The sequence below is a fragment of the Pseudonocardia sp. NPDC046786 genome, assembly GCF_040645415.1.
Lineage (GTDB): Bacteria > Actinomycetota > Actinomycetes > Mycobacteriales > Pseudonocardiaceae > Pseudonocardia > Pseudonocardia kongjuensis.
The window spans coordinates 349,360-376,327 of record NZ_JBEYYF010000002.1; the positions used below are offsets into that span (position 1 = coordinate 349,360).

Consider the following 26,968-nt stretch of genomic DNA (forward strand, 5'->3'; position numbering starts at 1 on the left):
CCATGTCGGTCGGCGGTTCTCGCCGCCGAACCACGGAATGATGTTGCTCGCCGGTGACGAACTCGTCGGGGTTCACGCGGCCTACTACTCGGAGCGGGACTTCGGAGACGGCCGGGTCGAGAAGATGTGCAATCTCGGGTCCTGGTTCGTGCAGCCCGCACAACGGGTTCAGGGGGTCCGCCTGCTCAAGGCGCTGCTGGATCAGCCCGGATACCATTTCACCGATCTGACGCCCACCGGGAACGTCGTACCGATCAACCGGCGACTGGGCTTCACGTTCCTGGACAGCCGGTCCGTTCTGGTCCCCACGGTGCCGTGGGGCCGGAAGCGGGGGACGATCACCGCCGACCCGGATCAGCTCGCGGACGGCCTGCCGGAACCCGAACGCCGCATTCATGACGACCATCGCCGGGCTCCTGCGGCACGGCAGATCCTGCTCCGGAACGACCGTGGCTCCTGCCACGTCGTCTTCCGGGTCGACCGGAGGACCTCGCCGACCGGGCTGGTCGCGTCCGTGCTGCACGTCGGCGACCGCACTGTCTTCCGGTCGATGCTGCTGCCCTTCCTCGGGCACCTGCTGCTCCGGCACGGTGTCGTCGCGATGCTCGCCGAGATCAGGGTGATCGGTTACCGGCCGCCCGGCTCGATCCTGCTCCGCAACTTCCGGCGCAAGATGTACCGGAGCCGCACACTGCGGCCGAGCGAGATCGACTACCTGTACTCCGAGCTCGTCGCGGTGCCGTGGTGACGGCCCCGGTGCGTACCCGTCTGCACGATCTGCTGGCCGGCGCCGACGGCCGACGGCCGGACTCGCCCGCACTCACCTTCGGTGACTCGACGCTGACCTACGGGGAGCTGCGGGAGCAGGTCGATCTGGCCGCTCGCGGACTGGTCGCCGCGGGGCTGGCCCGCAACGACCGCGTCGCCGTCTACATGGAGAAGCGCCTCGAGACGGTGATCACCATCTTCGCCGTGTCCGCCGCCGGAGGGGTGGTCGTGCCGATCAATCCGCTGTCCCGGGCCCGGCAGGTGCGCCATGTCCTCGACGACTGCGCGGTGAGCGTTCTCGTCACCACCACGGACCGGATGCGGTCGATCGGCTCCGAGGCGGGTGATGCGAAGTCGTTGCAGACGGTCGTGCTCGTCGGCTCCGACACCGGCGGGTACACCGACGAACGGCTCCGGACGCAGGACTGGACCGCGCTCCTCGCCGCGGGCGTGGGCGCCGCCGAGCCCCGGCAGGCCGCGGTCGACACCGATGTCGCCGCCATCCTGTACACCTCCGGGAGCACCGGACTGCCCAAGGGCGTGGTGCTCTCGCACCGGAATCTGATCGTCGGTGCGGAGAGCGTGAGCAGCTACCTCGGCATCGGGCCGGACGACCGGATCCTCGCCGCGCTTCCGCTCAGCTTCGACGCCGGGCTCAGCCAGCTCACGACCAGTTTCCTGGTGGGAGCGCAGGTCGTCCTGATCAACTTCCTGCTGGCGACGGAGGTCGTCCGGGTCTGCGCCCGGCACCGCATCACGGGGATCACCGGAGTCCCTCCGCTCTGGATCCAGGTCGCCGACCAGCAGTGGCCCCCGGACGCGGCGTCCGGGGTGCGGTTCTTCGCGAACACCGGAGGCCGGATGCCGCGTACCACTCTGGACAGTCTCCGGTCCATCTTCCCGAACGCGCAGCCCTTCCTCATGTACGGGCTGACCGAGGCGTTCCGGTCGACCTACCTCGACCCGGGTGAGGTGGACCGCAGGCCGGACTCGATCGGCCGCGCGATCCCCAACGCCGAGATCATGGTCGTCCGGGAGGACGGCACGCTGTGCGATGCGGGAGAGCCCGGTGAGCTCGTGCACCGGGGACCGCTGGTCAGTATGGGTTACTGGAACGACCCGGAGCGGACCGCGCGACGCTTCCGGCCGGCGCCCGGCCGCGCCGATGAGCTGTGCACACCCGAGCTCGCTGTCTGGTCCGGCGACCTCGTCGTCCGTGACGAGGACGGCTTCCTCTACTTCGTCGGGCGCAACGACGAGATGATCAAGACCTCCGGGTACCGGGTGAGCCCGGCCGAGATCGAGGAGGTCGCCTACGAGTCCGGGGTGGTCCGCGACGCGGTGGCACTCGGGCTCAGCGATCCGCGGCTCGGGCAGCAGATCGTCCTGATCGTGACGCTCAGGCCGGACGTGGCGCCGGACGGGGCAGCAGTGGGAACACACATGCGGCAGACACTGCCGCGGTACATGGTCCCCGGACGGATCGTGGTCCGGACGGAGATGCCGCGTTCGGCGAACGGGAAGTTCGACCGGACCGTGCTGCGGGCCGAGCTCGAGGGCGCCGCCGGTGCGGCCGAGGCCCCGGACGGGGCAGCGCGATGACGGCGGAGCCCGCTCCCACGCATCCGACGGTGGCGACCTTCCGGGTGGAGGACGATTCGCTGCTGGTGGGCGGTGTGCCGGTCGAGCTGCTCGCCGAGCGGGTCGGCAGTACGCCGTTCTTCGCCTACTCCCGGGAGCGGCTCACCGCTCGGGTCGGCCACGTCCGGGAACATCTCCCGGCCGGGGTGGAGCTGAACTACGCGGTCAAGGCGAACCCGATGCCGGCGGTCGTCCAGCACCTCAGCACCCTGGTCGACGGGTTCGACGTCGCGTCGGCCCGGGAGATGCAGGTCGCCCTCGACACACCGACGCCGGCCGCCCGGGTGGGATTCGCCGGTCCCGGCAAGTCGATCGGGGAGATCACGCAGGCGGTCGCCTCGGGCGTCACGATCGAGCTCGAGTCGGAGCTCGAGGCGGAGCGGGTCGCCGAAGCGGGCTCGGCGCTGGGCATCCGGCCGAAGGTGGCGGTCCGGGTGAACCCGGATTTCCGCGTCAAGGGTTCGGGAATGCGCCTCGGAGGTGGCCCGCAGCAGTTCGGTGTCGACTCCGAGAACGTCCCGATGCTGCTCAAGCGAATCGTGTCCTGGGGTCTCGACTGTGCCGGCTTCCACATCTTCGCCGGATCGCAGAACTTGCATGCGGAGATTCTGTGCGATGCCCAGCGGCGTACCGCCGAGCTGGCGGTCCGGCTGGCCGAGGACGCGGATCTTCCGCTGCGCTACCTGAATCTGGGCGGCGGATTCGGGATTCCGTACTTCGAGCGCGACCGGCCGCTCGACCTGAGCCTGGTCGGGCAGGGGCTGGACGAGGTGGTGCGCGAGGTGATCCGCGCCGTGTACCCGGACGTCCGGCTGGTCATCGAGCTCGGCCGTTACCTGGTCGGCGAGGCCGGTGTGTACGTGACCCGGGTGCTCGACCGGAAGTCGTCCCGCGGGCAGCACTATCTCGTCGTCGACGGCGGGATGCACCACCAGCTGGCCGCCTCCGGAAACCTCGGCCAGGTCATCCGGCGCAACTACCCGGTGGCCGTCGGCAACCGGATGCGCCCGGCCGATCTCCGGAGTCAGACGGTGGTGGGCAGGCTCTGCACGCCGCTCGACGTCCTCGCGGACGACGTCGCGCTGCCGCCCGCGGGCGTCGGCGACCTGGTCGTGGTGTTCCAGGCCGGCGCCTACGGCCTGACCGCGAGTCCCGCGGAGTTCCTGAGCCACCCCCGACCCCCTGAGGTACTGGTATGAGTAACGGAATGGACGAGATCGCCGCGCACTCGGTGCCGGATGCGGTCGTGGCTGTCCTCGCGGATGTACTCGGACTTTCTGGCGATGCGCATTACCTCACGTCGGCCAGCGCCCTTTTCGGGAGTGTGCCGGAGCTGGACTCACTCGCCGTGATGGAGGTTGTCACGGCGCTCGAGGAGCGATTCGGAATCGAGTTCGAGGACGACGACGTGAGCATGGACGTGTTCTCGACTGTCGGCGCGCTCGCGGATCTCGTGGAGCGGAAGCAGTCGGACCTCTGAGCGCGAGCACGTGGATCGAGGGGGCGGAATGAACGAGCGTCCCACGGAGACGGTCGAGGCCTCGACCGGTCCTGGTCACGACGGCGCCGGTGTCGGCTCGCACACCGTGCTGTACCTGCTCGCCCGGGGCGTTCCCGGCCTGATGGCGTTCCTCGCCATCCCGTTGTTCACCAGTCTGCTCGAGCCCGGCGAGTACGCCCTGTACGCGGTCGCCATGACCTCCATCGGAACGGCGAACTCGCTGCTGTTCGAGTGGATCCGCTGGTCGATCGTCCGGTGCATGCCGGTCGACGAGTTCGGCCGGCGGTCGTTCGTGTCGACCGTGGTGCGGCTGTGGCTCGGCGTCTCGACACTCGTCGTCGTGACGGCGGCGGTGGCGCTCGCGGTGCCTCAGGTCCGGCCGGTGGGCCAGGTACTGGCGCTCGCCGTCGCGGTGCTGCTCGCACAGTCGATGTTCGAGATCGTCACCGAGGTGCTGCGTGCGGATCTGCGGCCGTGGCACTTCATGGTGCTGCACGTGATCAGGGCGAGCTCCTTCGTCGGCCTCGGGTACCTGCTGCTGCGTCTGGGCGCCGGATGGACGGGGCCCCTGATCGCGGTCGCGGTGGGCATGACGATCGCCTGTGCCGCCGGTTGGCGCAGGACCCGCATCACCACCGGGCCGCCGATTGACCGCGCCCGGACCGTGGAGATGTTCGCCTACGGCGTGCCGATCTCGGTGACGGTCGCACTGGCCGGCCTCATCTTCCTGACCGACCGCCTGCTAGTCGCCCTGCTGATCGGCAACGACGCCGCGGGCATCTACTCCGTGGCCTTCGACTTCACCACCCAGACGGTGACCCTGCTGATGGTGGCGGTGTCGATGGCGGCCTTCCCGATCGCGGTCCGCGAGCTCGAGACCAGGGGTGCCGACGCGGCGCGTCGGCCGATGGCGGTGAACGCCTCGCTGTTGCTGGCGATCGGTGTCCCGGCCGCCATCGGAGCAGGCGTGCTGGCCCCGGGTATCGCGGCGGTCTTCTTCGCCCCGGCGTACGCGGCGTCGGCCGGCATCATTCCGCTGATCGCGCTCGGTGCGCTGCTCGCCGGGCTGAAGGCCTACCACTTCGACACCGCCCTGCAGTTCTCCCGGCGTACCGTCCAGCAGGTCTGGATCGTGCTCGGGGCGCTCCTGGCCAACGGCGGGCTCAATCTCCTGTTGATCCCGGCACTCGGACTGACCGGTGCGGCCCTCGCGTCGGTGCTGACCTTCCTCGGTGCGCTGCTGTTCACCGCCTGGTGGGGACGGAGGCACTTCCGTCTGCCCTTCCCGCTCCGCGAGACCGCGATCGTCGTGCTCGCCGGGACGGTGATGGGTTGCGCGCTCGTACCCTTCCGGGAGTCGACCGGCGTGCTCGTGCTCGCGGTCCAGGTGACGGCCGGTGTCCTCGTCTACGGGATCGTCCTGGTGGCGCTGAACTTCCTCGGGGTACGCGGGCTGCTGCGGCGGGCGCTGGGAGCGGACCATGCGTGAGGGTGTCTGCGTCTACTCCCCCTACCCGACCGGCGGGATGCCGCTCTACGTCGCCGAGTTGCTGGGCGCGATCACCGGAGCGGCGGGATCGGTCGACGGGGAGGGCGGTCCGTCGGTCGAGTGGCTCTCCAGCACCGACCTGGACCGACGCTTCCTGGACGGCCGGTACGTGGTGCACCCCGTCCTGCCGGCGATCCGGGATGCCTCTCAGTTCCGGACCAGGATCGGCTACGTGGTGAGCCGGGTGCTGCATCACGTTCGGCGGGACCGGCGGTTCCTGGCCTGGGTCCGGTCCCGTGCCGACATCGGGGCCGTGCACGTGCAGGAGACGCCCACGCTGCTTCCGCACCTGGTCGTCCGGCTGCTGCGGCGGCGCGGGACCGGTGTCCTGGTGACCGTGCACAACGTCCGCCGACACGACTACCCGCCGTTCCTGCGGCCGGCCACGGTGGACCGCTGGCTCCGCCGCACCTACCTCGACAGCGACTGCCTCTTCGTGCACAGCCGTGGACTCGCCGACGAGCTGGAGCGGTTCCTGACCGCGGGTGGAGCCTGCACGGTGCCCCCGATCCGGGTGGTCCCGCACGGGATATGGAGCACGACCGCCGTTCCGGAGCGGATCGGCGAGCAGCGGCCGGCCGGGCGTCGGCTGTTGTTCTTCGGCACCATCCGGCGGAACAAGGGCCTGCACCTGCTGCTGGAGGCGGCAGCCCGGGGGGACCTGGCCGGGTACCGGATCACCGTGGCCGGTGAGGTCGCGGAGCCCGACCACCTGGATCAGATCATCGTCCCGCTGGTGGAGAAGGCCCGGGCGGCAGGCGTCGTGATCGACCTGCGACCGGAGTTCGTGCCGGACGACGAGGTCGCGGCGCTCTGCGCGGCACACGACGTGCTGGTGTTGCCCTACACCGAGGACTTCGTCGCACAGAGCGGGGCCGCGTTCATGGGGCTGGCGCACGGGCTGCCGATCGTCGCCACCCGGTCCGGTGCACTCGGCGAGCTGATGACCGATCACCGGATCGGCGTCCTGGCAGCGGCGGCCACCCCGTCGGCGATCGCGGCGGCGGTGCACGAGCTCTGCACACTGCCCGAGGACGGCGTCGCCGCGCTCGCCGACGGCATGCGACGGGCGGCCGAGACGCTGACCTGGGGTGGCATGGCCGCCACCACCGTCGCGGAGTACCGCCGCGTGCTGTCCCGTGGCCGGACACCGGCAGCCCGGGGAGGTCTCCGTTGACCTACCTGGTCCTGGTCGTCGGTGGTGTCGCCGTGCTGCACGCCGTCGTGGTGTGGCAGCTGAGCCGGGTGTACCCGGCACGGATCCCCGCCTGGTTCCACGCGGTGTGGGCCGGCCTGCTCGCCACCGTGGCCCTGGTCGCGATCGCTCGCTCGCCGATCCCGACGGACACCACGTCGGCGCTCGGCGTGCTGTGGGTCGTTCCCGCCGTCGATCTCGTGATGCTGCTGGTGGCGGCGGCGCTGCACGGCGAACGGGCCGGCCCCGGGGCAGGCGGTCCCGATCTCGACCGGGACCGCCGCCGGTTGCTGCTCGGCGTACTCGCCACCGGGACCGCCACCGCCACCGGGGTGCTCGCCGCACGACCCGCGCCACTGGCCGCGGGCCCGGGAACCGAGGGAGGGACTCCGACCGTGATCGATCCCGTCGCCCGCGGCGCCCGGGCCGACTACACCGGCCGGCTCGGATCGCCCGGCACCGGCACGGACAGCCGCGCCGGCATCCAGGCCGCGCTCGACGCGGCGAGCGACCTCTCGGGGACCGGCTACTTCGACTACGTCACGCGACGGTCCACCACCGTGACCCTCGCCCCGGGGCAGTACCTGATCAGCGCCCCGGACGACGACGCGAGCCTGGTCGTGCCGCCGGGCGTCGTACTGGACGCCGCCGCGGCCACCCTCTACTTCGACTACCCGTCGACGGCCAGGGCCTCCTGGTGCGGGATCCGGGTCGGTCAGGCCGGGCAGCTGCGCCTGGGGAAGCTGTACCCGTCCGACCGGTCGGACCCACCCGACCGGGAGCCGGTCTACGACGCGGTCCGGCTGGTCCAGACCGACGACAACAGCCGGGTGATCGGTTATGGCGACTCGGTGATCGGCGGCTGGCAGGGTGCAGCGATCCGTGGTGTCGGCGCGTGGTTGGTCTACGTGCAGGGTCTGCGCATCGCGGACAACGCCTACGGCTACGTCGCCTCGACCACCGGGGACGGGACCCTCGGGTACGAGGTCACCCAGGTGGGCCGGCAGGACGTGCGCAACCACGCGGACCTGCGCATCCAGGACTGCTACTTCGTGAACCTGACCCACGGCGGGATCGTCGGATCCGTCGGGGGGACGGCCGGCGCGCTGGTGGCCGCGGACCACGAGTCGCTGAACTTCACCGTGAGCCTGAGCGGATGCGCATTCGAGAACATCCCCGGGTACGCGCTCGAGCTCACCTCGGCGATGGTGGTCGCGACCTGGGACTGCGCATTCGAGGACGTCGGTGCGGCCGGGCGCGGCATGATCCGGCTCGACAACTGCCGGTCGGCGTCGTTCGCCAGTACCCGGGTGAACCTTGCCGCGGTGGGGGACTCCGGACGGCCGGTGCCCCGGTGGCTCTTCGAGGTGGCCACCACGGAGAGCCTCGTCGTGGACGGCATGCACGTGTTCAACGCCGTCGACCCCGCGTTACAGATGGCCGACGCCGAACCGAGGACGAGCTGGCGGGTGGGCAACGTCGGCCCGCGCAACGCGCTCGCGCCCGGCCCGGTCTACGCCGCCAACGAGGCCTTCGCGATGAGCGGCGGCTGGGACCAGGGCCATCTCGTGCTCGGCACGCACCACCTCTGGGTCGACGACGCCGGAGCGCTGCGGCACCGGAACGGTCCACCCGGCTCACCCACCGACGGCGAGGTCATCGCATGAGGCCCACCGTCCCGGTCCTCGACCCGGCCGCCGTCGCGCCGGCCGCGCCGGTGCCGTTCTCGCCGCGGGTCGCGATCCTGATCGTGCTGACCCTGTTCCCCTATCTGGCGCTTCCGGTGGGGGACAGCACCAACCTCCCCCTCGCGTCGCTGTTCGCGCTCGCCTTCGTCCGGGAGATCATGGGCCGGCCACGGCTGCTGGTGCCGTTCCTGGTCCTGTCGCTCGGGCCGATCCTGATGTTGTACGTGCAGTTCCTGCTCGGCCGGAGCCTGGGCTGGGTGATCCCCGCCGGGGTCTGGTTCATCCAGGTGCTGCCGTTCGTGGCGGTCGCGGCCGCCGTCGTCGTCTCGGCGCACACCGTCCGGATCACGCTGCGCGTGGCGCTGATCGCGGCCGCCGGTTACGCCGTCGTGCAGAAGTTCTTCCTCGACAGCGGCGTGCTTCCGTTCGTGTGGATGTACGACCTCCCGGGCTACTGGAGCGTGCCCGACAACCTGCACGAGATCGTCACCTACGTCCGACGCCCGTTCGGCTGGTTCCCGGAACCGTCCTTCATGGCGGGCACGCTGGTACTGGCGTCGATCGGGCTGCTGCTGCTCGGCTACCGGGAGCGGAACCGCCCCAGCGCCCCGGACCTGCTCGCCGTCGGCATGGTGGCGGTGGCGATGGCGCTGAGCCAGTCGGGCAGCGCCCTGCCGACACTGCCGGTCCTGGCGGCGCTGGCGGTCCTGCCGTTCTCCTCGGTGCGCAGGCAGGTCGCCTTCGTGCTCGCCGGCATCGTGCTGTGGGCGGTGGTGGCCACGGACCTGCTCGAGTCGCGGTACTCGACTCCGAACGCGTCCTGGAACGACCGCCTGGCGTCGATCATCGGCGGCGGCCGGTACCTGCTCGACAATCAACCTTTCCTGTTCACCGGGATCGGGGTGGGCGGCTCCACCGCCCTCTACGAACACCGGTTGATCCCGCTGAGTGGATTGGGTGTCGCCTATCCGCTCGACGACATCTTCAGCGTCTCCGGCGGCATCGTCATGTCCAACGGGATCATCGCGGGAGCCGCGATGCTGGCGGTGCTGCTCGTCCCGATCGTGTGGGCGTTCGCCCACTCGACATCGCCGTTCTTCGGGGTGCTGGCGGCATCCGCCTGGATCGTCGTCGCCTCGCTGACCATCAGCTACAACTCGGCCGCCTGGATCTGGGCCCTGCCCGGTCTCTGTCTGGGAATCCTGCTGAGCAACCGCGAAAGGCGGTCCACATGAGAGTCCTGGTTACCTCTCCCGAGATGGTCGCGATGGGTGGCGCCGAGCGGTTCGCACTCAGGATGGTGACCGGCCTGGTCGAACGGGGCCACACGGTCGGCCTGGTCGCGGGCCACGGTGACCTGGACCCGGCGCTGGCCGGGGTGGACCACCGGCGGTTCCCGCTGCCTCCGCCGACCAGGTCCCCCGGCAAGCTGGTCGCCACCCTGAACGCGATGCGCTCCGCGGTCTCCAGGTTCCGGCCGGATGTCATCCACGCGCAGAACGTTACCCACGCAGCCCTCAGCGCACTCGCCGTGCGGCTCGTCCCGGGCTCGCGGGCCCGGATCCTCACCACCTTCCACGGTGTGGAGCCGGGGGAGTACCGCCTCGCTGCCCGGCTCTTCCGGTCGGCCGACGTGGTTGCCTGCGTGTCCGGCGACCTGCTCGACTCACTCGTCGAGGCAGGCTTTCCACCCGGGCGGGCGTACCTGGTGCACAACGGCATCGCCACACCCGAGCCGTTGAGCACGGACCGGCTCGATGAGCTCGACGCAGACCTGGGGATGGGGCCCGCGATCGACGGCCGGCGGACCCGGCTGGTGGCGGCCGTCGGCCGACTGGAGAGCCAGAAGGCGCACGACATGTTCCTCGAGATGGCCGCCCGGGTCGCGGCCCGGCTACCCGGGACCCGGTTCGCGATCGTCGGGGACGGAAGCCTGCGCGCGGAGCTGCAGCAACAGGCCCGCGTCCTGGGTATCGACGACGACGTCGTCTTCACCCGCTACCGGGAGGACGCCCGGGACATCATCGCCCGCTCGGATCTGCTGGTGTTCTCGTCGCGCTGGGAGGGGCTCTCCATCGCCGCCCTGGAGGCGCTCGCCTGCGGGACCCCGGTCGTCTCCACCCCCTCCCAGGGGATGCGGGTGCTGCTGGAGAGCGGCGCGGGGGAGATCGTGGACGGTAGCGCGGAGTCGTTGAGCAACTCGGTCGAGGCGCTTCTGCGGGACGACGGACGACGGGCGGCGATGGGCGTCGAAGGGCGACGTCTGACGGCCGGGCCGTTCTCCGACGCCGAGATGCTGGACACCTACGTTCGTCTCTACGAGGAGCTCGTCTCGCGTCCGAGGAGCGCCGTCCGGTGAACGGGCGTGGAACCGACCATGGTGCTGGAGGGGGCGACCGGATGACCACTCGCGCGTACGTCGCGGTGCTGCGACGGCAGTGGCCGTGGATCGCAGGAGTGCTCCTGCTCTGCGTCGGAGCGGCGGCGGTCGCCACCGTGGTGCTGCCGCCGACCTACCAGGCACAGACGACGATCTACGTGTCCGGCCAGGCGGACGGCGAGTACCCGGTGGCGGTGGTCGAGGCGACCCTGTCCCGGATGCCGTCGTACCGTCAGCTGCTGACCGAGGACCCGGTGCTCGACGGGGCCATGGAGCAGCTCGGCATGGCGGAGTCGGCGGACGACCTGCGAGGCAGGCTCGTGGTCGACAACGAGCCGCAGAGCCTCCTGCTGAAGCTCTCGGCGACCGACAGCGACCCGGCCCGCGCCGCCGCGGTGGCCAACAGCGTGGCCCGGTCGTTCGTCGGGGTGGCCTCCTCGCTCGACACGCCGACCGTCGCCGGACGGCCACCGGTGGTGAGCGCCAGGATCGTCAACGTCGCGAACCCGCCCATCGATCCCATCTCGCCGCAGTCGGGCACCACGATGGGTCTCGGCCTGGTCGCCGGCCTGATCCTCGGCGTGGCCGCGGCGTTCGCGATGGACACCCGCGGCAGGCGGATCCGCACCGCCGCGGCGCTCGCCGAGGCCGCCCCGGCCGCACATCTGGGGAGCACCCTGCACCGCCCGGAGCCGGACACGGGCACACCGGTGGGGATGCCCGCGGCGGATGCTGCGGACTTCCGCCGGCTGGCGGCGAACCTGCAGATGGTCGATCTCGCACACGAGCACAAAGCGATCGTCGTGACCGGTCCCCGGCCCGCCACCGGTGCCACCACGACTGCCTGCAACCTGGCGGTCGCGCTCGCCGCGACGGGCCGCCGGGTCGCGCTGATCGACGCGGACCTGGCCGGTAGGCGGATCGCCACCACGATGCGGATCGAGTCGGTGGGCGGGCTGACCGCCGTACTGACCGGCCAGACGCCCTTCGGGCGTGCGATGCGCACCTGGAGCGGCGGCCCGGGGCTCTCGGTGCTCGACGCCGGCACCTCGCCGCCGAGCGCGATCGAGTTCCTGCGGTCGCCGCAGATGGGGACCTTGATCGAGGAACTCCGGATCGAGTACGAGATCGTGGTCTTCGACGCGTCTCCGCTGCTCGACGGGCCGGAGGCCGCGGTGCTCGCCGCACAGGTCGACGGCGCGGTCCTGTGCTGCCGGTCGGGGCGCACCACGAGCCGGGAGGTCGCGGCCGCCCTCACCGTGCTGGACGACGCGTCCGCCACGCTGCTCGGGACGGTACTGACCCACACACAAGACGAGGAGCGGAACCCGACCCCGACCCCGACGGTGCCGCCGCGGCCCAGCCCCGGTCCCCGAACGGCGGGATCGATGCCGTCGACGGCCGGAACCGGATCGCCGGCATGACAAGCCGGGACGGTGCGGCCAGGCGGCCGCGATTGATGCTGGTGGTCACCAGCGCGGTCACGGTCGAGACCTTCCTGCCCGGCCTCGTCCGTCGGCTGGCCCGGTCCGGCTGGGACGTGACGATCGCCTGCTCACCGGCCCCGGACGGCGCGGTGCCGTCGGTGCCCGGTGCCCGGGTGATCGGGGTGGGGATGCGTCGCGATCCCAGCCCGGTCGCCGATCTGCGCGCGGCGCGCGGTCTGTGGTCGGCGATGCGTGCCACGGAGCCGGATGTGGTTGCCACCGCCACGCCGAAGGCAGGCCTGCTCGGGACGCTCGTCGCCCGGGGACGGCGGGTGCCGGTCGTCGTGCACCTGATGTGGGGCTTGCGATCGGAGACGTTGGCCGGGCGGCGTGGGCGTCTGGTGCGGCTCCTGGAGGGGGTGGCGACGCGCTACTCGCACGCGGTCGTGCCCAACAGCGCCAGCCTCGCGACGGAGCTGAGCAGGCTCGGCATGGTGGACCCGCGGACGGTGACGGTGATCGGGTCGGGTAGCTCGCACGGGGTGGACCTGGCGCGGTTCCGGCCGGCCGGCGAGGGTGCCCCGGCGCCGCCGGCGGTCGTGTCCGGTCTGGCAGAGCTCGGAGCCGGCCCGGTCGTCGGTTTCGTCGGCCGGCTCACCGCGGACAAGGGGATCACGACCCTGCTGGATGCCGTCCGGCTCCTGCGTGGCCGGGGGCAGAAGGTGCGCCTGCTGCTGGTGGGGGCGGCGGAGGACCTGGCCGTCACCGACCGGATCGCCGTCGAGCGGGCCGCCGGGCTACCGGTGCTCGTCGTCGACCGGGTGACCGACACGGCACCGCTCTATAAGGTCATGGACGTCCACTGCCTGCCCAGCCTGCGCGAGGGGTTTCCCAACGTCTGTCTGGAGGCGTCCGCCTGTGCGGTCCCGACCGTGACGACGGACGCGACCGGCGCCGTCGACTCGGTGCTCGACGGGCACACCGGACGGATCGTCGGACGGGGCGACCCGGACGCGCTGGCCGACGCGCTCGGACCCCTGCTCGACGACCCGCAACTGCGCGCGCGGATGGGCCGGGCGGCACGGGACTGGGTGGAGCAGGAGTTCGGCGCCGAGCTGGTGGAACGACGCCACGTCGAGTACCTGGCGGGCCTGCTCGGTGCGCCGGTCGGCGCGGAGGTGACGTCATGACCGCGAGATTCGTGCTGTCCCTGGACTGCGAGGGCCGTTGGGGCATGGCGGACCGACTCACGCCCGGCCTGCGCGATGCACTGTCGGACCAGCCGCTGCGCGAGGCCTACCGCGGCTTGCTGGATCTGCTGGACGAGTTCCGGATGCCGGCGACGTTCGCCTTCGTCGGACTGTTCTCGCTGGATCCGCGGCTGATGCGGGAACTGCACCCCGGTGTGCGCGAGCTGGCGCGACACTTCCCCGACTACCTCGGACCGGCACTGGCCGAGCTGGAGTCGCCGGCGGCGCAGGGCTGGCACGGCGACTGGGCGATCGAGGCGACGCGTGGTGCACGGATGCCGCACGAGCTCGCCCTGCACGGCGCGACCCACGTCCCGTGGGACCACCCGGCGATGACGGCGGATCTCGCCCGCCGTGAACTCGCGTTGATCCACGACGCAGGGATCCCGCTCACCTCGGAGGCGACCACCTACATCTACCCGCGGAACGCCGTGGCGTATCCGGAGGTCCTCGAGGAGTTCGGCATCGTCGGCTACCGCACCGCACGTGGGAGACACTCCCGGATCGGCAGCCTGCTGTCGGAGTTCGACCTGACGGCGCCGCCGGACCCGGATCTCGAGCCGTCGTGGCCGGTGCGGGTCCCGGCCGGCTACTTCGTCAACTGGCTCTCCGGCCCACGCCGGGCCGTGCCGCGCCGGATCAGCGTCGCGCGGGTCCGGAACCTGCTCACTCGGGCCGCGGACACCGGCGGGGTCGTGCACCTGTGGACCCATCCGGAGAACCTCGCCACGGCGCCGGCCACGCTCTGCCTGCTGCGCGCCCTGCTCCGGGAGGTTGCCCGGATGCGCGACGCCGGTCGGTGCGAGGTGCTCACACAGGCGGAGTACTGCCGGCGTCTCACCCCGACCCCGACGACGTGACGACCACCGTGGTGACGGTGGCCGTCACCACGGCAGCTACCACGGCGTCGTACTGCGCCTTCACCACGGGGTTGTCCTTCAGCCCCTTCGCGATCGCCGCCGCCCGCTTCGTCCCGATCTTCCGCTGCGCGGTGTCCACCCCGGCCAGCGCCGCCTTCACCTGCGACGTCGAGTGCAGCAGCGTGATCAGCAGCGCGTCGTGCGCCCCCGGTTCGATCCCGGTGACCAGGATGCCGCGCAGCCGTTCCCGCAGCGCGCGCTCCGGCGCCGGATCGAGCGCGGGCAGCCGGGTGGTGCGGAACAGCCCGAGGACCTTCCCCTCCTCGCGGCTGAGCACGCCGTCGTCGACCAGCCGCTCGGCGACCAGCTCGGCCGGCTTCGTGTGCTTCCACGGCAGCGTGCTCATCCAGTGCGAGACGGTGCGCGGTTTGCTGTCGGCCGCGACGACGTCGTAGACCTTCCGCAGCGCCGGATGCTCGGGCGCCCGCTCGCCCGGGTGCAGCTTCTTGCGGTCGTCGACGGTCACCGCGCCGCTCCCGATCAGGTCGCAGACCAGTGCGCCGTGCAGGCACGACGGGTCGAACCAGCCGTCGGCCTTCCCGGTCTCGTCGTGCAGTCCGATGAGCAGCAGTTCCTCGCTGAGCAGCAGTTCCCCCATGCCGGACGACCGTAGCCGGGCCGGGCCCGGAGCACCTCCTGCGCGAGGACGAGTCCTACGGGGTCGCCGTCACCTCCGGCGGACCCATCGCGTCCGGCCCGCGCCGGTCGGTGCGCAGCTCCACGGTCACCTCCCGGGACCCGCCGTGCGGCGACCGGGTGTGCAGCGCGGCCCGCACCCGGTACACGTGCTCGGCGGTGCGCCCGATCCGCAGCAGCCCGAGCGCCTCCGGATTGCCGCGGCCGAGCCCGGTCAGCGCGACGGCGATGTCGTCGTCGTCCGGGCCGGGGCGGATCACCGCCCGGCTGCGCAGGTCACCGATCCGGGTCAGCTCGGCGCCGGGGGCGTAGGGATCGAGGACCGCCGATCCGCCGGACAGCGCCCGCAGCAGCTTCGCGGGCACCGCGAACAGCGTCTCGAACAGGGTGGATCCGGCGACCAGCGACATCGGCGAGGACACCAGCTCCAGCAGCGGCAGCGACGGCGCGTGCCCGACGTAGCTGGCGTGGATGTCGCCGCCGACGGTCACCGTGGGGCGTCCGGCCCGGGCGGTGACCAGGCCGTCCCAGAGCCGAGCGTACTGGTCGGAGTAGTCGGCGATCTGCAGGTCGATCGCGCGTTCCACCCGGGCACCGAGCGGGCGGTCCCGCAGCCGCGTCCGGTACGGCGGCACCAGCAGCGGCTGCGGGGTGACCAGCACCAGCACGGGCGCCTCGGCGGCGATGGCGAGCACCTGCTCCAGCGCCGCGGCGTCGACGAACGCCGACAGCTGCGGGTCGTCGGTCCGCCGGGTGCGCCGGGTCCGGGTGTCCAGCAGCACGATCTGCACGTCGTCGAGGTCGATCCGCTGCACCACCTGGTTGAGCGGCCGGTGCACCCGGCCGGGCGGGTCGTGCCGGGGCGGGCGGTGCGGATCAGCGGCAGGATCGTCGTCGAGCTCGCCGCGGGTGATCCGGCCGGTGTCGCGGTCGCGCACGCTCGGCGTCTGGAACGAGCCGTACAGGTCGAACGCGGCCCGCCCCCAGGCGTCCCACTCGTCGGGGTGCGGCGGGTGGTAGCTCTGCACCAGCGGATCGTCCGGCGCCGGGCCGGGATCGGCCGGGACGGGCACCGGATCGCCGGGCCGCCGCCGGGCCAGCGCCAGCTGCCTGCGGACGGCGCCGATCGCCGCGCGGGCGATGTTGGCGTAGGAGTGCCGGGCGGTGACCGAGGACTGCGGCCAGTTGTTCCAGAACTCGTGGTCGTCGGGCAGGAACCAGTGCGGGCCGTGGGTGAGCAGCGCGCGCATCCCGAGATGGCGGTGCTCGCCGTAGCGCTGCATCCCCCAGGACGTCCAGTACTCCAGCAGCCCGTAGGTGCGCGGGGTGCTGCGGGCCATCGTGCCGTAGAACTTCGCGGGCGCGTCGGCGTAGACCTGGTCGCCGGTCAGCAGCGTCAGGTCCGGCTCCGCGATCCCGTCGCGCAGCCTGCGGAACGCGGCGTCGAGCGCGTTCGTGGTGTCGGTGTCGGCGTCGTAGCAGGATCCGACCAGCGCGGTCAGCTCGCCGCCGATCCCGATCCGGTGCGGGAGCGTCCGCACCCGGCAGGACGCCCGCCGGTGCTCCTCGCGCAGCCCGGCCACCGGGGCGAGCTCGACCGACGCCTCGCCCCAGCTGTCCGGCTCCAGCCGGTCGACGACGACGTGGCCGTGGAAGAACCGGGTGCCCGACCGCCAGCCGGTGACCGGGCGCTCGGAGTCGAACCCGAACCGCAGCAGCTCGGTGGTCACCGGCCCGCCGGTGCCGAGATCGACCCGCACGGTCGCGGTCAGCGTGTCGGCGGCGCAGCCGTGCACCAGCGCGCCGATCCACAGCCGCACCTGCCGGGTCCCGGCGTCCTTCCCGACGACGAGCAGTCCCGGCTCGATGTCGCCCTCCGGGCCGCCGCGATGCCCGAGCAGCCACTGGCCCAGCCGGAACAGGGCGTGCTGGAAGCGCCGCACGGGCGCCGTCGCCTCGGTCACGCCACCAGCCTGTCAGCCCCGGAACTGCTCTGCGACACCCATCACGTACTCACCGTAACCGGAGCCGGCCTGGCGGGCGCCGAGCGCGTGGCAGGCGTCGGCGTCGATGAAGCCCATCCGCAGGGCGACCTCCTCGACGCAGGCGATCCGCACGCCCTGCCGGTTCTCCAGCACCCGCACGTACTGGCCGGCGTCGGTCAGCGACTCGTGGGTGCCGGTGTCGAGCCAGGCGAAGCCGCGGCCGAGGTCCTGCAGCTCGGCCCGGCCCTGCTCCAGGTAGACCCGGTTGACGTCGGTGATCTCCAGCTCGCCGCGGGCGGACGGGGTGATCGAGGCGGCGATGTCGACGACCTGGGAGTCGTAGAGGTAGAGCCCGGTGATCGCGCGGTCGGAGCGCGGCTTCTCCGGCTTCTCCTCGATGGACACCAGCCGGCCGTCGGCGTCCGCCTCACCGACGCCGTAGCGCTCCGGGTCGCGCACCGGATAGCCGAACAGCACGCAACCGGTCCGCCCGCTCGCGACGTCGGCGGCCCGCCGGCGGAGCATGCTCCCGAACGACGCGCCGTGGAAGATGTTGTCGCCCAGCACCAGCGCCGACGGCCCGCCGCGGACGTGCTCGGCCCCGATCACGAACGCCTCGGCCAGGCCGTTCGGGCTGGGCTGCTCGGCGTAGCCGATCTCCAGGCCGAGCTCGGCGCCGTCGCCGAGCAGCCGCTGGAAGCCGGGCAGGTCGTGCGGGGTGGAGATCAGCAGGATCTCCCGGATCCCGGCCAGCATCAGCGTGGTCAGCGGGTGGTAGATCATCGGCTTGTCGTAGACCGGCAGCAGCTGCTTCGAGACCGCCCGGGTGAGCGGGAAGAGCCTGCTGCCGGTGCCCCCGGCCAGGATGATCCCCTTCACGACCGGGCTCCCAGGTGGGTGTCGAGGGCGTCGCGCCACGACGGCATCGTGACGCCGGCCCGGGTGAGCAGGCTCAGGTCGAGCACCGAGTTCGCCGGCCGGCGGGCCTGCTGTCGTCCCGCGGCGTACTCGGCGGTGGACACCGGGCGGACGTCGGCCGGGTCGCGGCCCTGCCGGGCGAACACCTCGGCGGCCAGCCCGTGCCAGCTGACCGGCTCGCCGTCGTTGGTGACGTGCACCGTTCCGCGCTCCCGCCCGGCGAGCAGCACCAGCGCCGCGGCCAGGTCGGCGGCGAAGGTCGGCCTGCCGATCTGGTCCTCGACGACGGTGGGGGAGACGCCGTCGCGGGCCAGCCGTGCCATCGTCGCGACGAAGTTGCCTCCGTCGCCGACCACCCAGCTGGTGCGGACGACCAGGTGCTCCGGGGCGCCCGCCCGCACCGCGAGTTCCCCGGCGGCCTTGGACGCCCCGTAGACACCGAGCGGTGAGAGCGGCGTGTCCTCGGGCATCGGGCCGGAAGCGGAGCCGTCGAACACGTACTCGGTCGAGACGTGCACGAGCAGGAAGCCGTACCGGGCGGCGGCCCCCGCCAGGTGTGTGGGACCGAGCGCGTTGACCCGCCACGCCGCGGCGGGCTCGTGCTCGGCCCGGTCGACCGCGGTGTACGCGGCCGCGTTGAACACCACGTCGGCGCCGGTGAAGTCGTGGCCTGCGACGGCGCCCGGGTCGCCGATGTCGAGGGCGCCGTGGCCGAGGGCGACCGCATCCGGCAACGCCGCGGTCAGGGCCCGTCCGAGCTGTCCGTCCGCACCCAGCACGCACGCGCGCACGCCGGTCACCTCCCTCGCCCTCGGTGTGGTCGCTCGGAGCGACTCTGACACGCTGGCCTGCGGACACCGGCGACGGGGAGGGCGAATGCAGGTCGTGGTCACCGGCGGAGCGGGCTTCATCGGCTCGCACCTCGTGCGCACCGTCCTCACCGACCGGCACCCGTCGCTGGCCGGTGCCGAGGTGGTGGTGCTCGACGCGTTCACCTACGCCGGCCGGATCGAGAACCTGGCCCCGGTGCGCGACTCCCCGCGGCTGCGGATCGAGCGCGCCGACATCCGCGATCCCGCCCGGGTCCGCGAGGTGCTCTCCGGCGCCGACCTGGTGCTGCACCTGGCCGCCGAGACGCACGTGGACCGCTCGATCACCGGCGCCGCCGACTTCGTGACCACCAACGTGGTCGGCACCCAGGTGCTGCTGCAGGCGGCGCTCGATCTGGGCGTCGGCCGGTTCGTGCACGTCTCCACCGACGAGGTGTACGGCTCGATCGAGGACGGTTCGTGGCCGGAGACCGATCCGCTGGAGCCGAACTCGCCGTACGCGGCGGCGAAGGCGGGCAGCGACCTGCTGGCCCGCTCGTACCACCGCACGCACGGCCTGGACGTCGTGGTGACCCGCTGCTCGAACAACTACGGCCCGTACCAGTTCCCGGAGAAGGTGATTCCGCTGTTCGTCAGCAACCTGCTCGACGGCCGGCCGGTCCCGCTCTACGGCGACGGCGGCAACGTCCGCGACTGGCTGCACGTCGACGACCACTGTCGCGGCATCGCGCTGGCGGCGGCGAAGGGCCGGGCCGGCGAGGTCTACAACATCGGCGGTGGCACCGAGCTGAGCAACCGCGAGCTCACCCACCGGCTGCTCGCCGAGGTCGGCGCAGGGGAGGACATGATCGAGCGGGTGGCCGACCGCAAGGGGCACGACCGCCGGTACTCGGTGGACTGGACGAAGATCCGCGACGAGCTGGGGTACGCGCCCCGGGTGCCGTTCGACGAGGGACTGGCCGCGACCGTGGCCTGGTACCGGGACAACCGTGACTGGTGGGAGGCACTGCGCACGTGAAGGCCAGCGAACTCTCCATCGACGGGCTGTGGCTGTTCGAGCCGACCGTCTTCCCGGACGACCGCGGGTCGTTCACCGCGCCGTTCCAGGGGCCGGCGTTCCGCGAGGCGCTCGGCTTCGACCTGACCGTGGCCCAGGCGAACCAGTCGGTGAGCCGGCGCGGGGTGATCCGCGGCGTGCACTTCGCCGACGTCCCGCCGGGCCAGGCGAAGTACGTGCACGTCGCCGAGGGCGCCGTCCGCGACGTCGTGGTCGACCTGCGGGTGGGCTCGCCGACGTTCGGCCGGTTCGAGGTCGTCGATCTCGACGCCGGGTCGTTGCGCGCGCTGTACCTGGCGGAGGGGCTGGGGCACGCGTTCCAGGCGCTGAGCGACCGGGCGACGGTCGGGTACCTGTGCTCGACCCCGTACGCCCCGGCGGCCGAGCACGGCATCGACCCGCTGGACCCGGAGCTGGGGCTGCCCTGGGCGGACGGCGTGACACCGGTGCTGTCGGCGAAGGACCGGGCCGCCCCCATCCTGCGGCACGCGCTGGACACCGGGATGTTGCCCTCTCGCGAACTCTGTGACGTCCGGTATCAGCAGCTCCGGGCGGATGGTTAGTCTGCGGCCATGGCGCAGAGCAACGAGCTTGCCGAATCACCGCAGGCCCCGGAGGCGCTCAAGATCTCGGTGATCGGGTGCGGCTACCTGGGCGCGGTGCACGCCGCGTCGATGGCCGAGCTGGGGCACGAGGTCGTCGGGGTCGAGGTCGACGTCGAGAAGGCCGAGGCGCTGGCAGCGGGCCGGGTCCCGTTCTTCGAGCCCGGCTTCGAGGAGCTGCTGCGGCGCTCGCTGGCGTCCGGCCGGCTGAGCTTCTCCCCGGACATGAAGGCGGCGACCGGGGCGGCGGTGCACTTCGTGTGCGTCGGCACCCCGCAGCGCCGCGGCGAGTACGCGGCCGACCTGACCTACGTGGAGGCGGCGACGTCGTCGCTGCTCGACGTGCTGGGCCCCGGCGAGCTGGTGGTCGGCAAGTCCACCGTCCCGGTCGGGACGGCGGCCCGGCTGGCCGCGCTGGTCGCCGAGCGGGTGCCGGAGGCGGCGCTGGCCTGGAACCCGGAGTTCCTGCGCGAGGGCTTCGCGGTGCAGGACACCCTGCACCCCGACCGCCTCGTCTACGGCGTCGCGGACGGGGGACCGGTCGACGCCGAGGCCCTGCTGGACCGGGTGTACGCGCGGATCGTCGCCGACGACACCCCGAAGGTCGTCACCGACTACGCGACCGCCGAGATGGTGAAGACCGCCGCCAACTCCTTCCTGGCGACCAAGATCTCCTTCATCAACGCGATGGCCGAGCTGTGCGAGGCCACCGGCGCCGACGTCAAGCAGCTCGCCGACGCGATCGGGCACGACGACCGGATCGGCCGCAAGTTCCTCAACGCCGGGCTCGGGTTCGGCGGCGGCTGCCTGCCCAAGGACATCCGGGCGTTCATGGCCCGGGCCGGTGAGCTGGGCGCCGACCAGGCGCTCACCTTCCTGCGCGAGGTCGACAACATCAACATGCGGCGGCGGATCCGGATGGTGGAGCTGGCCCGACAGGTGTGCGACGACTCGCTGCTCGGCAAGCGGATCGCCGTGCTGGGGGCCGCGTTCAAGCCGGACTCGGACGACATCCGGGACTCCCCGGCGCTCAACGTCGCCGCCCAGCTGCAGCTGCAGGGCGCGAGCGTGCGGGTCACCGACCCGCAGGCGCTGCCCAACGTGCGCCGGCAGTGGTCGCAGCTCGACTGCGTCGACACCCCCGAGGAGGCCGCCGAGGGTGCCGACGCGGTGCTGCTGCTCACCGAGTGGCGGCAGTACAAGGAGCTGGACCCGGCCGCGTTCGGCGCGGTGGTGCGGACCCGCCGGGTGCTCGACGGCCGCAACGCGCTCGACCGCGAGGCGTGGGAGGCCGCCGGCTGGACCTACCGCGCGCTGGGCAGGCGCAACGCCTGACGCTGCGCGAGCGCCCACTCGGCGAACCCGGTGGTGGGCAGGCCCAGGTCCCGGGCGGCCTGCGGCACGGCCGGGGACGGATGGCGGGACCCGAACTCCTGCGCCCGAACGAAGACCTCGGGCAGCCCCGCGGCGCGGGCGACCTCCGGATCGTCGGAGACCGTGATCGCGAGGTCCCAGGCCTCGGACAGGGCGGCCGCGGCGGCCCGGAAGCTGATCCGCTCACCGGCCAGCTCCAGGACGACGCCGTCGAACCGGTCCGGCTCGACGAACGCGGCGGCCGCCGCGGCGCCGATGTCGGCCAGCGCGACGAACGGCAACGCGACGTCGGCGTCGCCGGCCAGGATCATCCGCTCCGGGTCTCCCTCGGCGTGGTACATCGAGGGCTGCAGGAAGTTCTCCATGAACCCCGAGGGGCGCAGCACGGTGACCCGGGTCGCGCCGCTGCCGGTGAGCAGCCGCTCGGCCGCGAGCTTGGTCCGCCAGTAGTGCGCGAGCAGCGGGCCCCACTCCTGCGGGTCGACCACCCCGGCGGGCCCGAACGTGCCGGTCCCGCTCACCGAGGTGTGCACGACCTGGTCGATCCCGGCCGCGCGGACCGCCTCCGCGATCGCGCGGGCGTGCTGCACCTCGCGGTCGCCGAGCAGGTTCGCCAGGTCCGGCATCTGCACCGAGAACACCGCCCGCGCGCCGCGGGCCGCCGCGACCACCGACGCCGGGTCGTCGAGGTCGCCGGTGACCAGGTCGATCCCGGCGTCGGCGAGTGCCAGGGCCTGCTGGGTGCCGGGATCGCGGACCAGGGCGCGCACCGGCAGCCCGGCCGCCTGCGCGGCCCGGGCCACCGCTCCGCCCTGCTTGCCGGTCGCACCCGTCACCAGTACCGCGTCGTCCATTTCGTTCGTCTCCTCCGTCGATGAAACGGAGAGAGTCTCCGTTTCGCGACCGCTACGATATGGAGAGCCCCCCCGTTTGTCGAGGAGCAGGAGCCGCCGATGTCCCCGGCCACCGGTCGCGCCGACCGCAGACGGAACCGGGAGCGGCTGATCGAGGCCGCCGCCGAGGTGTTCCGGCGGGACGGGCCGGCCGCCCCGCTGGAGGAGATCGCCCGCCGCGCCGGGGTCGGCTCGGCGACCCTGCACCGGCACTTCGGCTCCCGCCGGGACCTGCTCGAAGCGGTGTGCGCCGACGGGATCGATCAGCTCTGCGTGCGGGCCGGCGAGCTCGCGGCGGGCGACGGCGACGCCGCGGCCGACCTGTGGGGCTGGCTCGACGAGCTGGTCCGCTTCGCCTCGGCGACCCGCGGCGTGGTCGGTGTCCTGCTCGCCGAGCCGCCCGGGCCGGAACTGCCGGTCTGTCACAGCAACCGGCTGCGCGACGTCCTCGGGCCGCTGCGGGCCCGGGCCGCCGGATCCGGGGCGGTGCATCCGGAGGCGACCGTGGACGACCTGCTCGCCCTCGTCACCGGGATCTCCCGGGTCACCGAGGACGCTCCGGAGGCGGCGAGCAGGCTGCTGCGGCTCGCCCGGGCCGGGGTCGGATCGGATCGAATCAGCCACGAAAGGGTGGCTCGCGTGGGCGGAGCGTGATCGACTGATTGCGCAGCGGCACGAGAGGTGGGCTCGACGGCCGCATCCGAGCGGGAGGCCCGACGCGTGAGTACCGATCTCCGTGCTGTCATCGACGATGCCCCGATGCGCGCCTTCCAATGGCGGGCGATCGCGATCTGTGTGCTGCTGAACGTGCTCGACGGCTTCGACGTGCTGGTCATGGCGTTCACCGGCCGGACCGTCGCGCAGGAGTGGGGGCTCGGCGGCGCCGAGCTGGGCCTGCTGCTCTCCGCCGGGCTGGTCGGGATGGCGGCCGGCTCGCTCGTGCTCGCCCCGGTCGCCGACCGGATCGGCCGCCGCCCGGTGATCCTGATCGGGCTGCTCGTGGCGGGCAGCGGGATGCTGCTGTCCTCGCTCGCGCCGTCCGCGGTCGCGCTGGGTGCGCTGCGGGTGCTCACCGGGTTCGGCGTCGGCGGGGTGCTGGCCTGCAGCACCACGATCGCCACCGAGTACGCCGCGCGCCGCTGGCGGCCGCTCGCGGTCGGCCTGGTCGGGATCGGCTACGCCGGCGGCGCGACCATCGGTGGCCTGCTCGCCGTCACCATGATCGAGGCACTCGGCTGGCGGGCGGTGTTCCTGACCGGCGGGATCGCCACCCTCGCCGCCGTGCCGGTCGTGCTGCTCGCGCTGCCCGAGTCGCTGCAGTTCCTGCTCACCCGCCGTCCCTCCGGAGCCCTGGACCGGGTCAACCGCCTGCTGGCCGGGCTGCGGGCGCCGGTACTGTCCGAGCTGCCCCCGCCGGTCGCCGGTGCGGCCGCCGCCGGCGGTGGCTTCCGCGCCCTGCTGGCACCCGGTGTGCGTGCCACCACATTGCGCCTGTGGGCGCTGTTCTTCCTGGTCATGGCCGGCTTCTACGTGGTCACCAGCTGGACGCCGACGCTGCTGGTCGAGGCCGGTCTGTCCGAATCGCAGGGCCTCACCGGCGGGACCCTGCTCAATCTCGGCGGAATCTTCGGCACCCTGCTGCTGGGCCTGCTGGCCGCCCGCTGGACGCTACGCGCCGTCCTCATCGGGTACATGCTCGCCACCGGCCTGCTGCTCGCTGCGTTCCTGCCCGCCCTGGGCTGGCTGGCGGTGGCCTTCTCGATCGGGATCGTGATCGGGGTCGTGGTGAACGGCTGTGTCGGCGGCATGTACGCGCTCACCGCGACCGGCTACGAGGACGGCATCCGAGCCACCGGCGTCGGCGCGGCGATCGGGATCGGCCGGATCGGAGCCGTCGGCGCACCGACCGCGGCCGGTGCGCTGCTCGACGCCGGATGGACCCCGAGCGCGCTCTACCTCGCCTGCGCGGTCCTGTTCGTGCTCGGCGCCGCGGTCCTGCTCGGGCACCGGCCGGCCGTGGCCACCGAGGCTCGGCTGCAGTAGGAACAGGGGGTGACCTCGCACCCGGTACTGGCCGGCGCCGATCGTGAGCCCTACGACTCGCTGCACCGTAGATCCACACCGCGCGCGGAGCGCTACCGGATCGGCCGGAGCCTGCGCACGGCCGCGCCGCGGTCGACGCTGGCATCCTGGGCGACGGCATTGCGCCGGGTCGATCCGGTCGACCTGGTCGAGGCCACCAACGCCGGCCGGGTGCCCGAGCTCGTCCCGCTGCGGATCCAGCGGATGAGCGCCTCCCCGCACGCCTTCCTGCGCGGGGCGGCCGCGCTGCACGCCGCCGACTTCGCGGTGCTGCCCGCCACCGGCATCCATCCGGTCATCTGCGGCGACGCGCACCTGGGCAACTTCGGCTTCTACGCCTCGCCGGAGCGCGAGCTGGTCTTCGACCTCAACGACTTCGACGAGGCCCATCCCGGTGCCTGGGAGTGGGACCTGCGCAGGTTGGTCGCCTCCACCTGGACGGCCGGGCGGGACTCCGGGGCGTCCGAGCGGCAGTGCGAGGAGGCGGTCCGCCGCTGTGTGCGCGCCTACGCCGAGCACCTGCGGGCGCTGGCCGAGCAGCCGCTGCTGGGCCGCTCGTTCGACGTGATGGACGTCGACACGCTGCGCTCGGACACCGGCAACAAGCGGGCCCGGCGGGCCGTCGACAAGGCCGCCGAACGCGCCCGCACCCGGACCAGCGACCGCGCGCTGCCCCGGTTCGTGACCGACGACGGCGGGGAGCGCCGGATCGTCACCGAGCCGCCGCTGATCACCCATCCCGACGACGAGCACACCGAGCGGATCCTGGCCGCGCTGGACGACTACCTGGCCACCCTGCCGCCGCACTGGGCGCGCATCCTCGGCGGCTACCACGCCGTCGACGTGGCCCACAAGGTCGTCGGCGTCGGCTCGGTCGGCCTGCGCGCCTATCTCGTGCTGTGCGAGGGCTCCAGCCCGGACGACGTGCTGTTCCTGCAGCTCAAGCAGGCCCGCCGATCGGTGGTCGCGCCGTTCGTGCACGGCACCGAGGCGTGGCACGACCACCAGGGACAGCGCGTCGTCGAGTACCAGCAGGCACTGCAGACGGTGTCCGATCCGCTGCTCGGCTGGACCAGCATCCACAGCAGCCGGCACGGCCTCCAGCAGTTCTACGTGCGCCAGTTCCGGGACATGAAGGGGGCGATCGTCCCGGACCGGCTGGACGGCCCGGCACTCGCCGACTACGCCGCGGTCTGCGGCCAGCTGCTCGCGAAGGGACACGCCCGCACGTCCGGCGCGTCGATGATCGCCGGCTACCTGGGCGGCGGCGGGCGGGTGGCGGACGCGTTGTGCGCCTTCGCCCGCGCCTACGCCGACCAGACCGAGGCCGATCACGACTCCTTGCTGCGCGCAATCCGTTCCGGACGCCTGTCGGATCGGACACCTGGGCAGGTGCCGGGCGGCGCCATCGGCTAGGTTCTGGCCCCGTGACCGTCGTCGAGACACTCCTGGTCTACGTGGTCGCGCCGGTGGTTCTGTACTTCGCGATCTGGGGATGGATCGCAGTGCGCAGCCGGAGCGGCCGCTCCCGCAACACGGCGGGGGACGCGTGGCCGTACGAGCCCCTGTTCTGGATCGCCAACCCGGCCGGCGCGGCGCACGACGCTGCGCACGCATCGGCGGACGGCAGCGACGCGCGAGGAGGTACCGGTGGGAAGTGGTAGCGGCGTCGCCGTATTCCAGGGCAACGAGGACGAGCTGCCCGAGGGCTCGGTCGTCACCAACTCCGGTCGCCTGTCGGTGGCCCGCGAGTTCCGCGAGCCGGACCCGTCCGAGCAGCCCTTCACCCCGGTCCAGCTCGCCCGCCTGGACGACGCGCTGACCCTCACCAGCCGAGAGACCGGCCTGCGGTTCGCGCTCTACCTCGGCGACCTCGGCGAGGACGCGCGGCGGACCGCGGTCGACCTGCACAGCCGGATCGAGAGCTACGACGACGCCGTGCTGGTCGCGGTCAGCCCCGGGCAGCGGCTGCTGGAGATCGTCACCGGGGCCGAGGCCAAGGTCCGGCTCCCGGACCGCGGCGCCAAGCTCGCTCTGATGAGCATGGTGGCCTCCTTCAAGGAGGGTGACCTGTTCAACGGACTGCTGTCCGGTCTGCGGATGCTGGCCGACCAGGCCGGCACCCGGCGCTGACCTCGGCGTTCCTCCCCGGCCGGGCACGCGGCCGCCGCACCGGCGGACGCACCAGCCGCGTGTCCGGTACGTGGACGACACCACGAAGGGCCGAACGGTTCTAAGGTGTCTTTATGTCGTCCCCGGAGGGGGCGGTCAG

24 protein-coding genes and 2 pseudogenes are annotated in these 26,968 nt (G+C 72.5%); 20 read left to right on the forward strand and 6 right to left on the reverse strand.

Features of this window, described 5'->3' with window-relative positions; translation table 11 throughout:
• Positions 1–40: 40 nt before the first annotated feature.
• The 9 genes and pseudogenes from ABZ881_RS03630 to ABZ881_RS03670 form a co-directional block, all read left to right on the forward strand.
• The gene (locus ABZ881_RS03630) at positions 41–748 is read left to right on the forward strand and encodes a hypothetical protein (protein WP_358481511.1); all 708 of its coding nucleotides are present in this window, start codon (positions 41–43) and stop codon (positions 746–748) included.
• An 8-nt stretch (positions 749–756) separates the two neighbouring features.
• Positions 757–2,370 carry an acyl-CoA ligase (AMP-forming), exosortase A system-associated gene (locus ABZ881_RS03635; RefSeq protein WP_358481512.1) on the forward strand — a complete coding sequence of 538 codons (1,614 nt, stop codon included), beginning with the start codon at positions 757–759 and terminating at the stop codon, positions 2,368–2,370.
• 29 nt (positions 2,371–2,399) lie between these two features.
• Positions 2,400–3,608, forward strand: a complete 1,209-nt coding sequence (locus tag ABZ881_RS03640) for a pyridoxal-dependent decarboxylase, exosortase A system-associated (protein WP_358481515.1) — start codon at positions 2,400–2,402, stop codon at positions 3,606–3,608.
• A gap of 8 nt (positions 3,609–3,616) precedes the next feature.
• Positions 3,617–3,889 (forward strand): phosphopantetheine-binding protein, encoded by a 273-nt coding sequence (locus ABZ881_RS03645; RefSeq protein WP_358481517.1) that lies wholly within the window; start codon positions 3,617–3,619, stop codon positions 3,887–3,889.
• A 28-nt stretch (positions 3,890–3,917) separates the two neighbouring features.
• On the forward strand, positions 3,918–5,399 hold the full coding sequence (locus tag ABZ881_RS03650) for a lipopolysaccharide biosynthesis protein (RefSeq protein WP_358481518.1): 1,482 nt from the start codon (positions 3,918–3,920) through the stop codon (positions 5,397–5,399).
• Positions 5,392–6,636, forward strand: coding sequence for a glycosyltransferase (locus ABZ881_RS03655; RefSeq protein ID WP_358481520.1), 1,245 nt, complete (start codon positions 5,392–5,394; stop codon positions 6,634–6,636). Before ABZ881_RS03650 ends, ABZ881_RS03655 begins: the two co-directional genes overlap by 8 nt.
• Positions 6,633–8,321: a hypothetical protein gene (locus tag ABZ881_RS03660; protein ID WP_358481521.1), complete on the forward strand. Its 1,689-nt coding sequence runs from the start codon at positions 6,633–6,635 to the stop codon at positions 8,319–8,321. The genes ABZ881_RS03655 and ABZ881_RS03660 overlap by 4 nt, the downstream gene beginning before the upstream one ends.
• Complete coding sequence (locus tag ABZ881_RS03665; protein ID WP_358481523.1) at positions 8,318–9,577, forward strand: hypothetical protein; 1,260 nt, start codon at positions 8,318–8,320, stop codon at positions 9,575–9,577. Before ABZ881_RS03660 ends, ABZ881_RS03665 begins: the two co-directional genes overlap by 4 nt.
• A 32-nt stretch (positions 9,578–9,609) precedes the next feature.
• Positions 9,610–10,596, forward strand: a pseudogene (locus ABZ881_RS03670) (glycosyltransferase); the annotation flags it as partial.
• On the opposite strand, the pseudogene ABZ881_RS03675 reads toward ABZ881_RS03670, so the two are convergent.
• Positions 10,531–10,797, reverse strand: a pseudogene (locus ABZ881_RS03675) (DUF1569 domain-containing protein); the annotation flags it as partial. The pseudogenes ABZ881_RS03670 and ABZ881_RS03675 overlap by 66 nt on opposite strands.
• Between ABZ881_RS03675 and ABZ881_RS03680 the strand changes: the two are divergent.
• The 3 genes from ABZ881_RS03680 to ABZ881_RS03690 are packed head-to-tail and all read left to right on the forward strand — an operon-like array spanning position 10,743 to position 14,259.
• Positions 10,743–12,146 carry a Wzz/FepE/Etk N-terminal domain-containing protein gene (locus ABZ881_RS03680; protein WP_358481524.1) on the forward strand — a complete coding sequence of 468 codons (1,404 nt, stop codon included), beginning with the start codon at positions 10,743–10,745 and terminating at the stop codon, positions 12,144–12,146. The pseudogene ABZ881_RS03675 and the gene ABZ881_RS03680 sit on opposite strands and share 55 nt — an antisense overlap.
• Entirely contained in the window at positions 12,143–13,339 is a 1,197-nt protein-coding gene (locus ABZ881_RS03685) for a glycosyltransferase family 4 protein (protein WP_358481525.1), read from the forward strand. The genes ABZ881_RS03680 and ABZ881_RS03685 overlap by 4 nt, the downstream gene beginning before the upstream one ends.
• Positions 13,336–14,259 carry a hypothetical protein gene (locus ABZ881_RS03690; RefSeq protein ID WP_358481526.1) on the forward strand — a complete coding sequence of 308 codons (924 nt, stop codon included), beginning with the start codon at positions 13,336–13,338 and terminating at the stop codon, positions 14,257–14,259. The genes ABZ881_RS03685 and ABZ881_RS03690 overlap by 4 nt, the downstream gene beginning before the upstream one ends.
• Here the strand turns inward: ABZ881_RS03690 and ABZ881_RS03695 are convergent.
• Genes ABZ881_RS03695 through rfbD form a run of 4 tightly spaced genes read right to left on the reverse strand, consistent with a single transcriptional unit; the run spans position 14,237 to position 18,649 of the window.
• A complete protein-coding gene (locus ABZ881_RS03695; RefSeq protein WP_358481527.1) occupies positions 14,237–14,917 on the reverse strand; it encodes a GPP34 family phosphoprotein in 681 nt (226 codons plus the stop codon). The genes ABZ881_RS03690 and ABZ881_RS03695 overlap by 23 nt on opposite strands.
• A 55-nt stretch (positions 14,918–14,972) precedes the next feature.
• On the reverse strand, positions 14,973–16,919 hold the full coding sequence (locus ABZ881_RS03700; RefSeq protein ID WP_358481528.1) for a hypothetical protein: 1,947 nt from the start codon (positions 16,917–16,919) through the stop codon (positions 14,973–14,975).
• 12 nt (positions 16,920–16,931) lie between these two features.
• Entirely contained in the window at positions 16,932–17,819 is an 888-nt protein-coding gene (rfbA, locus tag ABZ881_RS03705; RefSeq protein ID WP_358481530.1) for a glucose-1-phosphate thymidylyltransferase RfbA, read from the reverse strand.
• Positions 17,816–18,649 carry a dTDP-4-dehydrorhamnose reductase gene (gene rfbD, locus ABZ881_RS03710; protein WP_358481532.1) on the reverse strand — a complete coding sequence of 278 codons (834 nt, stop codon included), beginning with the start codon at positions 18,647–18,649 and terminating at the stop codon, positions 17,816–17,818. The genes rfbA and rfbD overlap by 4 nt, the downstream gene beginning before the upstream one ends.
• A gap of 85 nt (positions 18,650–18,734) precedes the next feature.
• On the opposite strand from rfbD, the gene rfbB reads away from it, so the two are divergent.
• The 3 genes from rfbB to ABZ881_RS03725 are packed head-to-tail and all read left to right on the forward strand — an operon-like array spanning position 18,735 to position 21,682.
• Positions 18,735–19,706: a dTDP-glucose 4,6-dehydratase gene (gene rfbB, locus ABZ881_RS03715; RefSeq protein WP_358481534.1), complete on the forward strand. Its 972-nt coding sequence runs from the start codon at positions 18,735–18,737 to the stop codon at positions 19,704–19,706.
• Complete coding sequence (gene rfbC / locus ABZ881_RS03720) at positions 19,703–20,308, forward strand: dTDP-4-dehydrorhamnose 3,5-epimerase (RefSeq protein WP_358481535.1); 606 nt, start codon at positions 19,703–19,705, stop codon at positions 20,306–20,308. Before rfbB ends, rfbC begins: the two co-directional genes overlap by 4 nt.
• Before the next feature lie 9 nt (positions 20,309–20,317).
• Complete coding sequence (locus ABZ881_RS03725) at positions 20,318–21,682, forward strand: UDP-glucose/GDP-mannose dehydrogenase family protein (RefSeq protein ID WP_358481537.1); 1,365 nt, start codon at positions 20,318–20,320, stop codon at positions 21,680–21,682.
• Here the strand turns inward: ABZ881_RS03725 and ABZ881_RS03730 are convergent.
• Complete coding sequence (locus tag ABZ881_RS03730; RefSeq protein WP_358481538.1) at positions 21,652–22,575, reverse strand: NmrA family NAD(P)-binding protein; 924 nt, start codon at positions 22,573–22,575, stop codon at positions 21,652–21,654. The genes ABZ881_RS03725 and ABZ881_RS03730 overlap by 31 nt on opposite strands.
• Before the next feature lie 99 nt (positions 22,576–22,674).
• Here ABZ881_RS03730 and ABZ881_RS03735 point away from each other — a divergent pair, with 99 nt between their 5' ends.
• The 5 genes from ABZ881_RS03735 to ABZ881_RS03755 all read left to right on the forward strand — a co-directional run bounded on the left by ABZ881_RS03735 (position 22,675) and on the right by ABZ881_RS03755 (position 26,829).
• Positions 22,675–23,268, forward strand: coding sequence for a helix-turn-helix domain-containing protein (locus tag ABZ881_RS03735; protein WP_358481540.1), 594 nt, complete (start codon positions 22,675–22,677; stop codon positions 23,266–23,268).
• A 105-nt stretch (positions 23,269–23,373) separates the two neighbouring features.
• Positions 23,374–24,657, forward strand: coding sequence for an MFS transporter (locus tag ABZ881_RS03740; RefSeq protein WP_358481542.1), 1,284 nt, complete (start codon positions 23,374–23,376; stop codon positions 24,655–24,657).
• A gap of 9 nt (positions 24,658–24,666) precedes the next feature.
• Positions 24,667–26,112 carry a DUF2252 domain-containing protein gene (locus tag ABZ881_RS03745; RefSeq protein ID WP_358481544.1) on the forward strand — a complete coding sequence of 482 codons (1,446 nt, stop codon included), beginning with the start codon at positions 24,667–24,669 and terminating at the stop codon, positions 26,110–26,112.
• Positions 26,113–26,123: 11 nt separating this feature from the next.
• Positions 26,124–26,360, forward strand: coding sequence for a hypothetical protein (locus ABZ881_RS03750; protein WP_344019724.1), 237 nt, complete (start codon positions 26,124–26,126; stop codon positions 26,358–26,360).
• Entirely contained in the window at positions 26,347–26,829 is a 483-nt protein-coding gene (locus ABZ881_RS03755; RefSeq protein WP_358481546.1) for a DUF5130 family protein, read from the forward strand. The genes ABZ881_RS03750 and ABZ881_RS03755 overlap by 14 nt, the downstream gene beginning before the upstream one ends.
• The last annotated feature ends 139 nt before the right edge of the window (positions 26,830–26,968 follow it).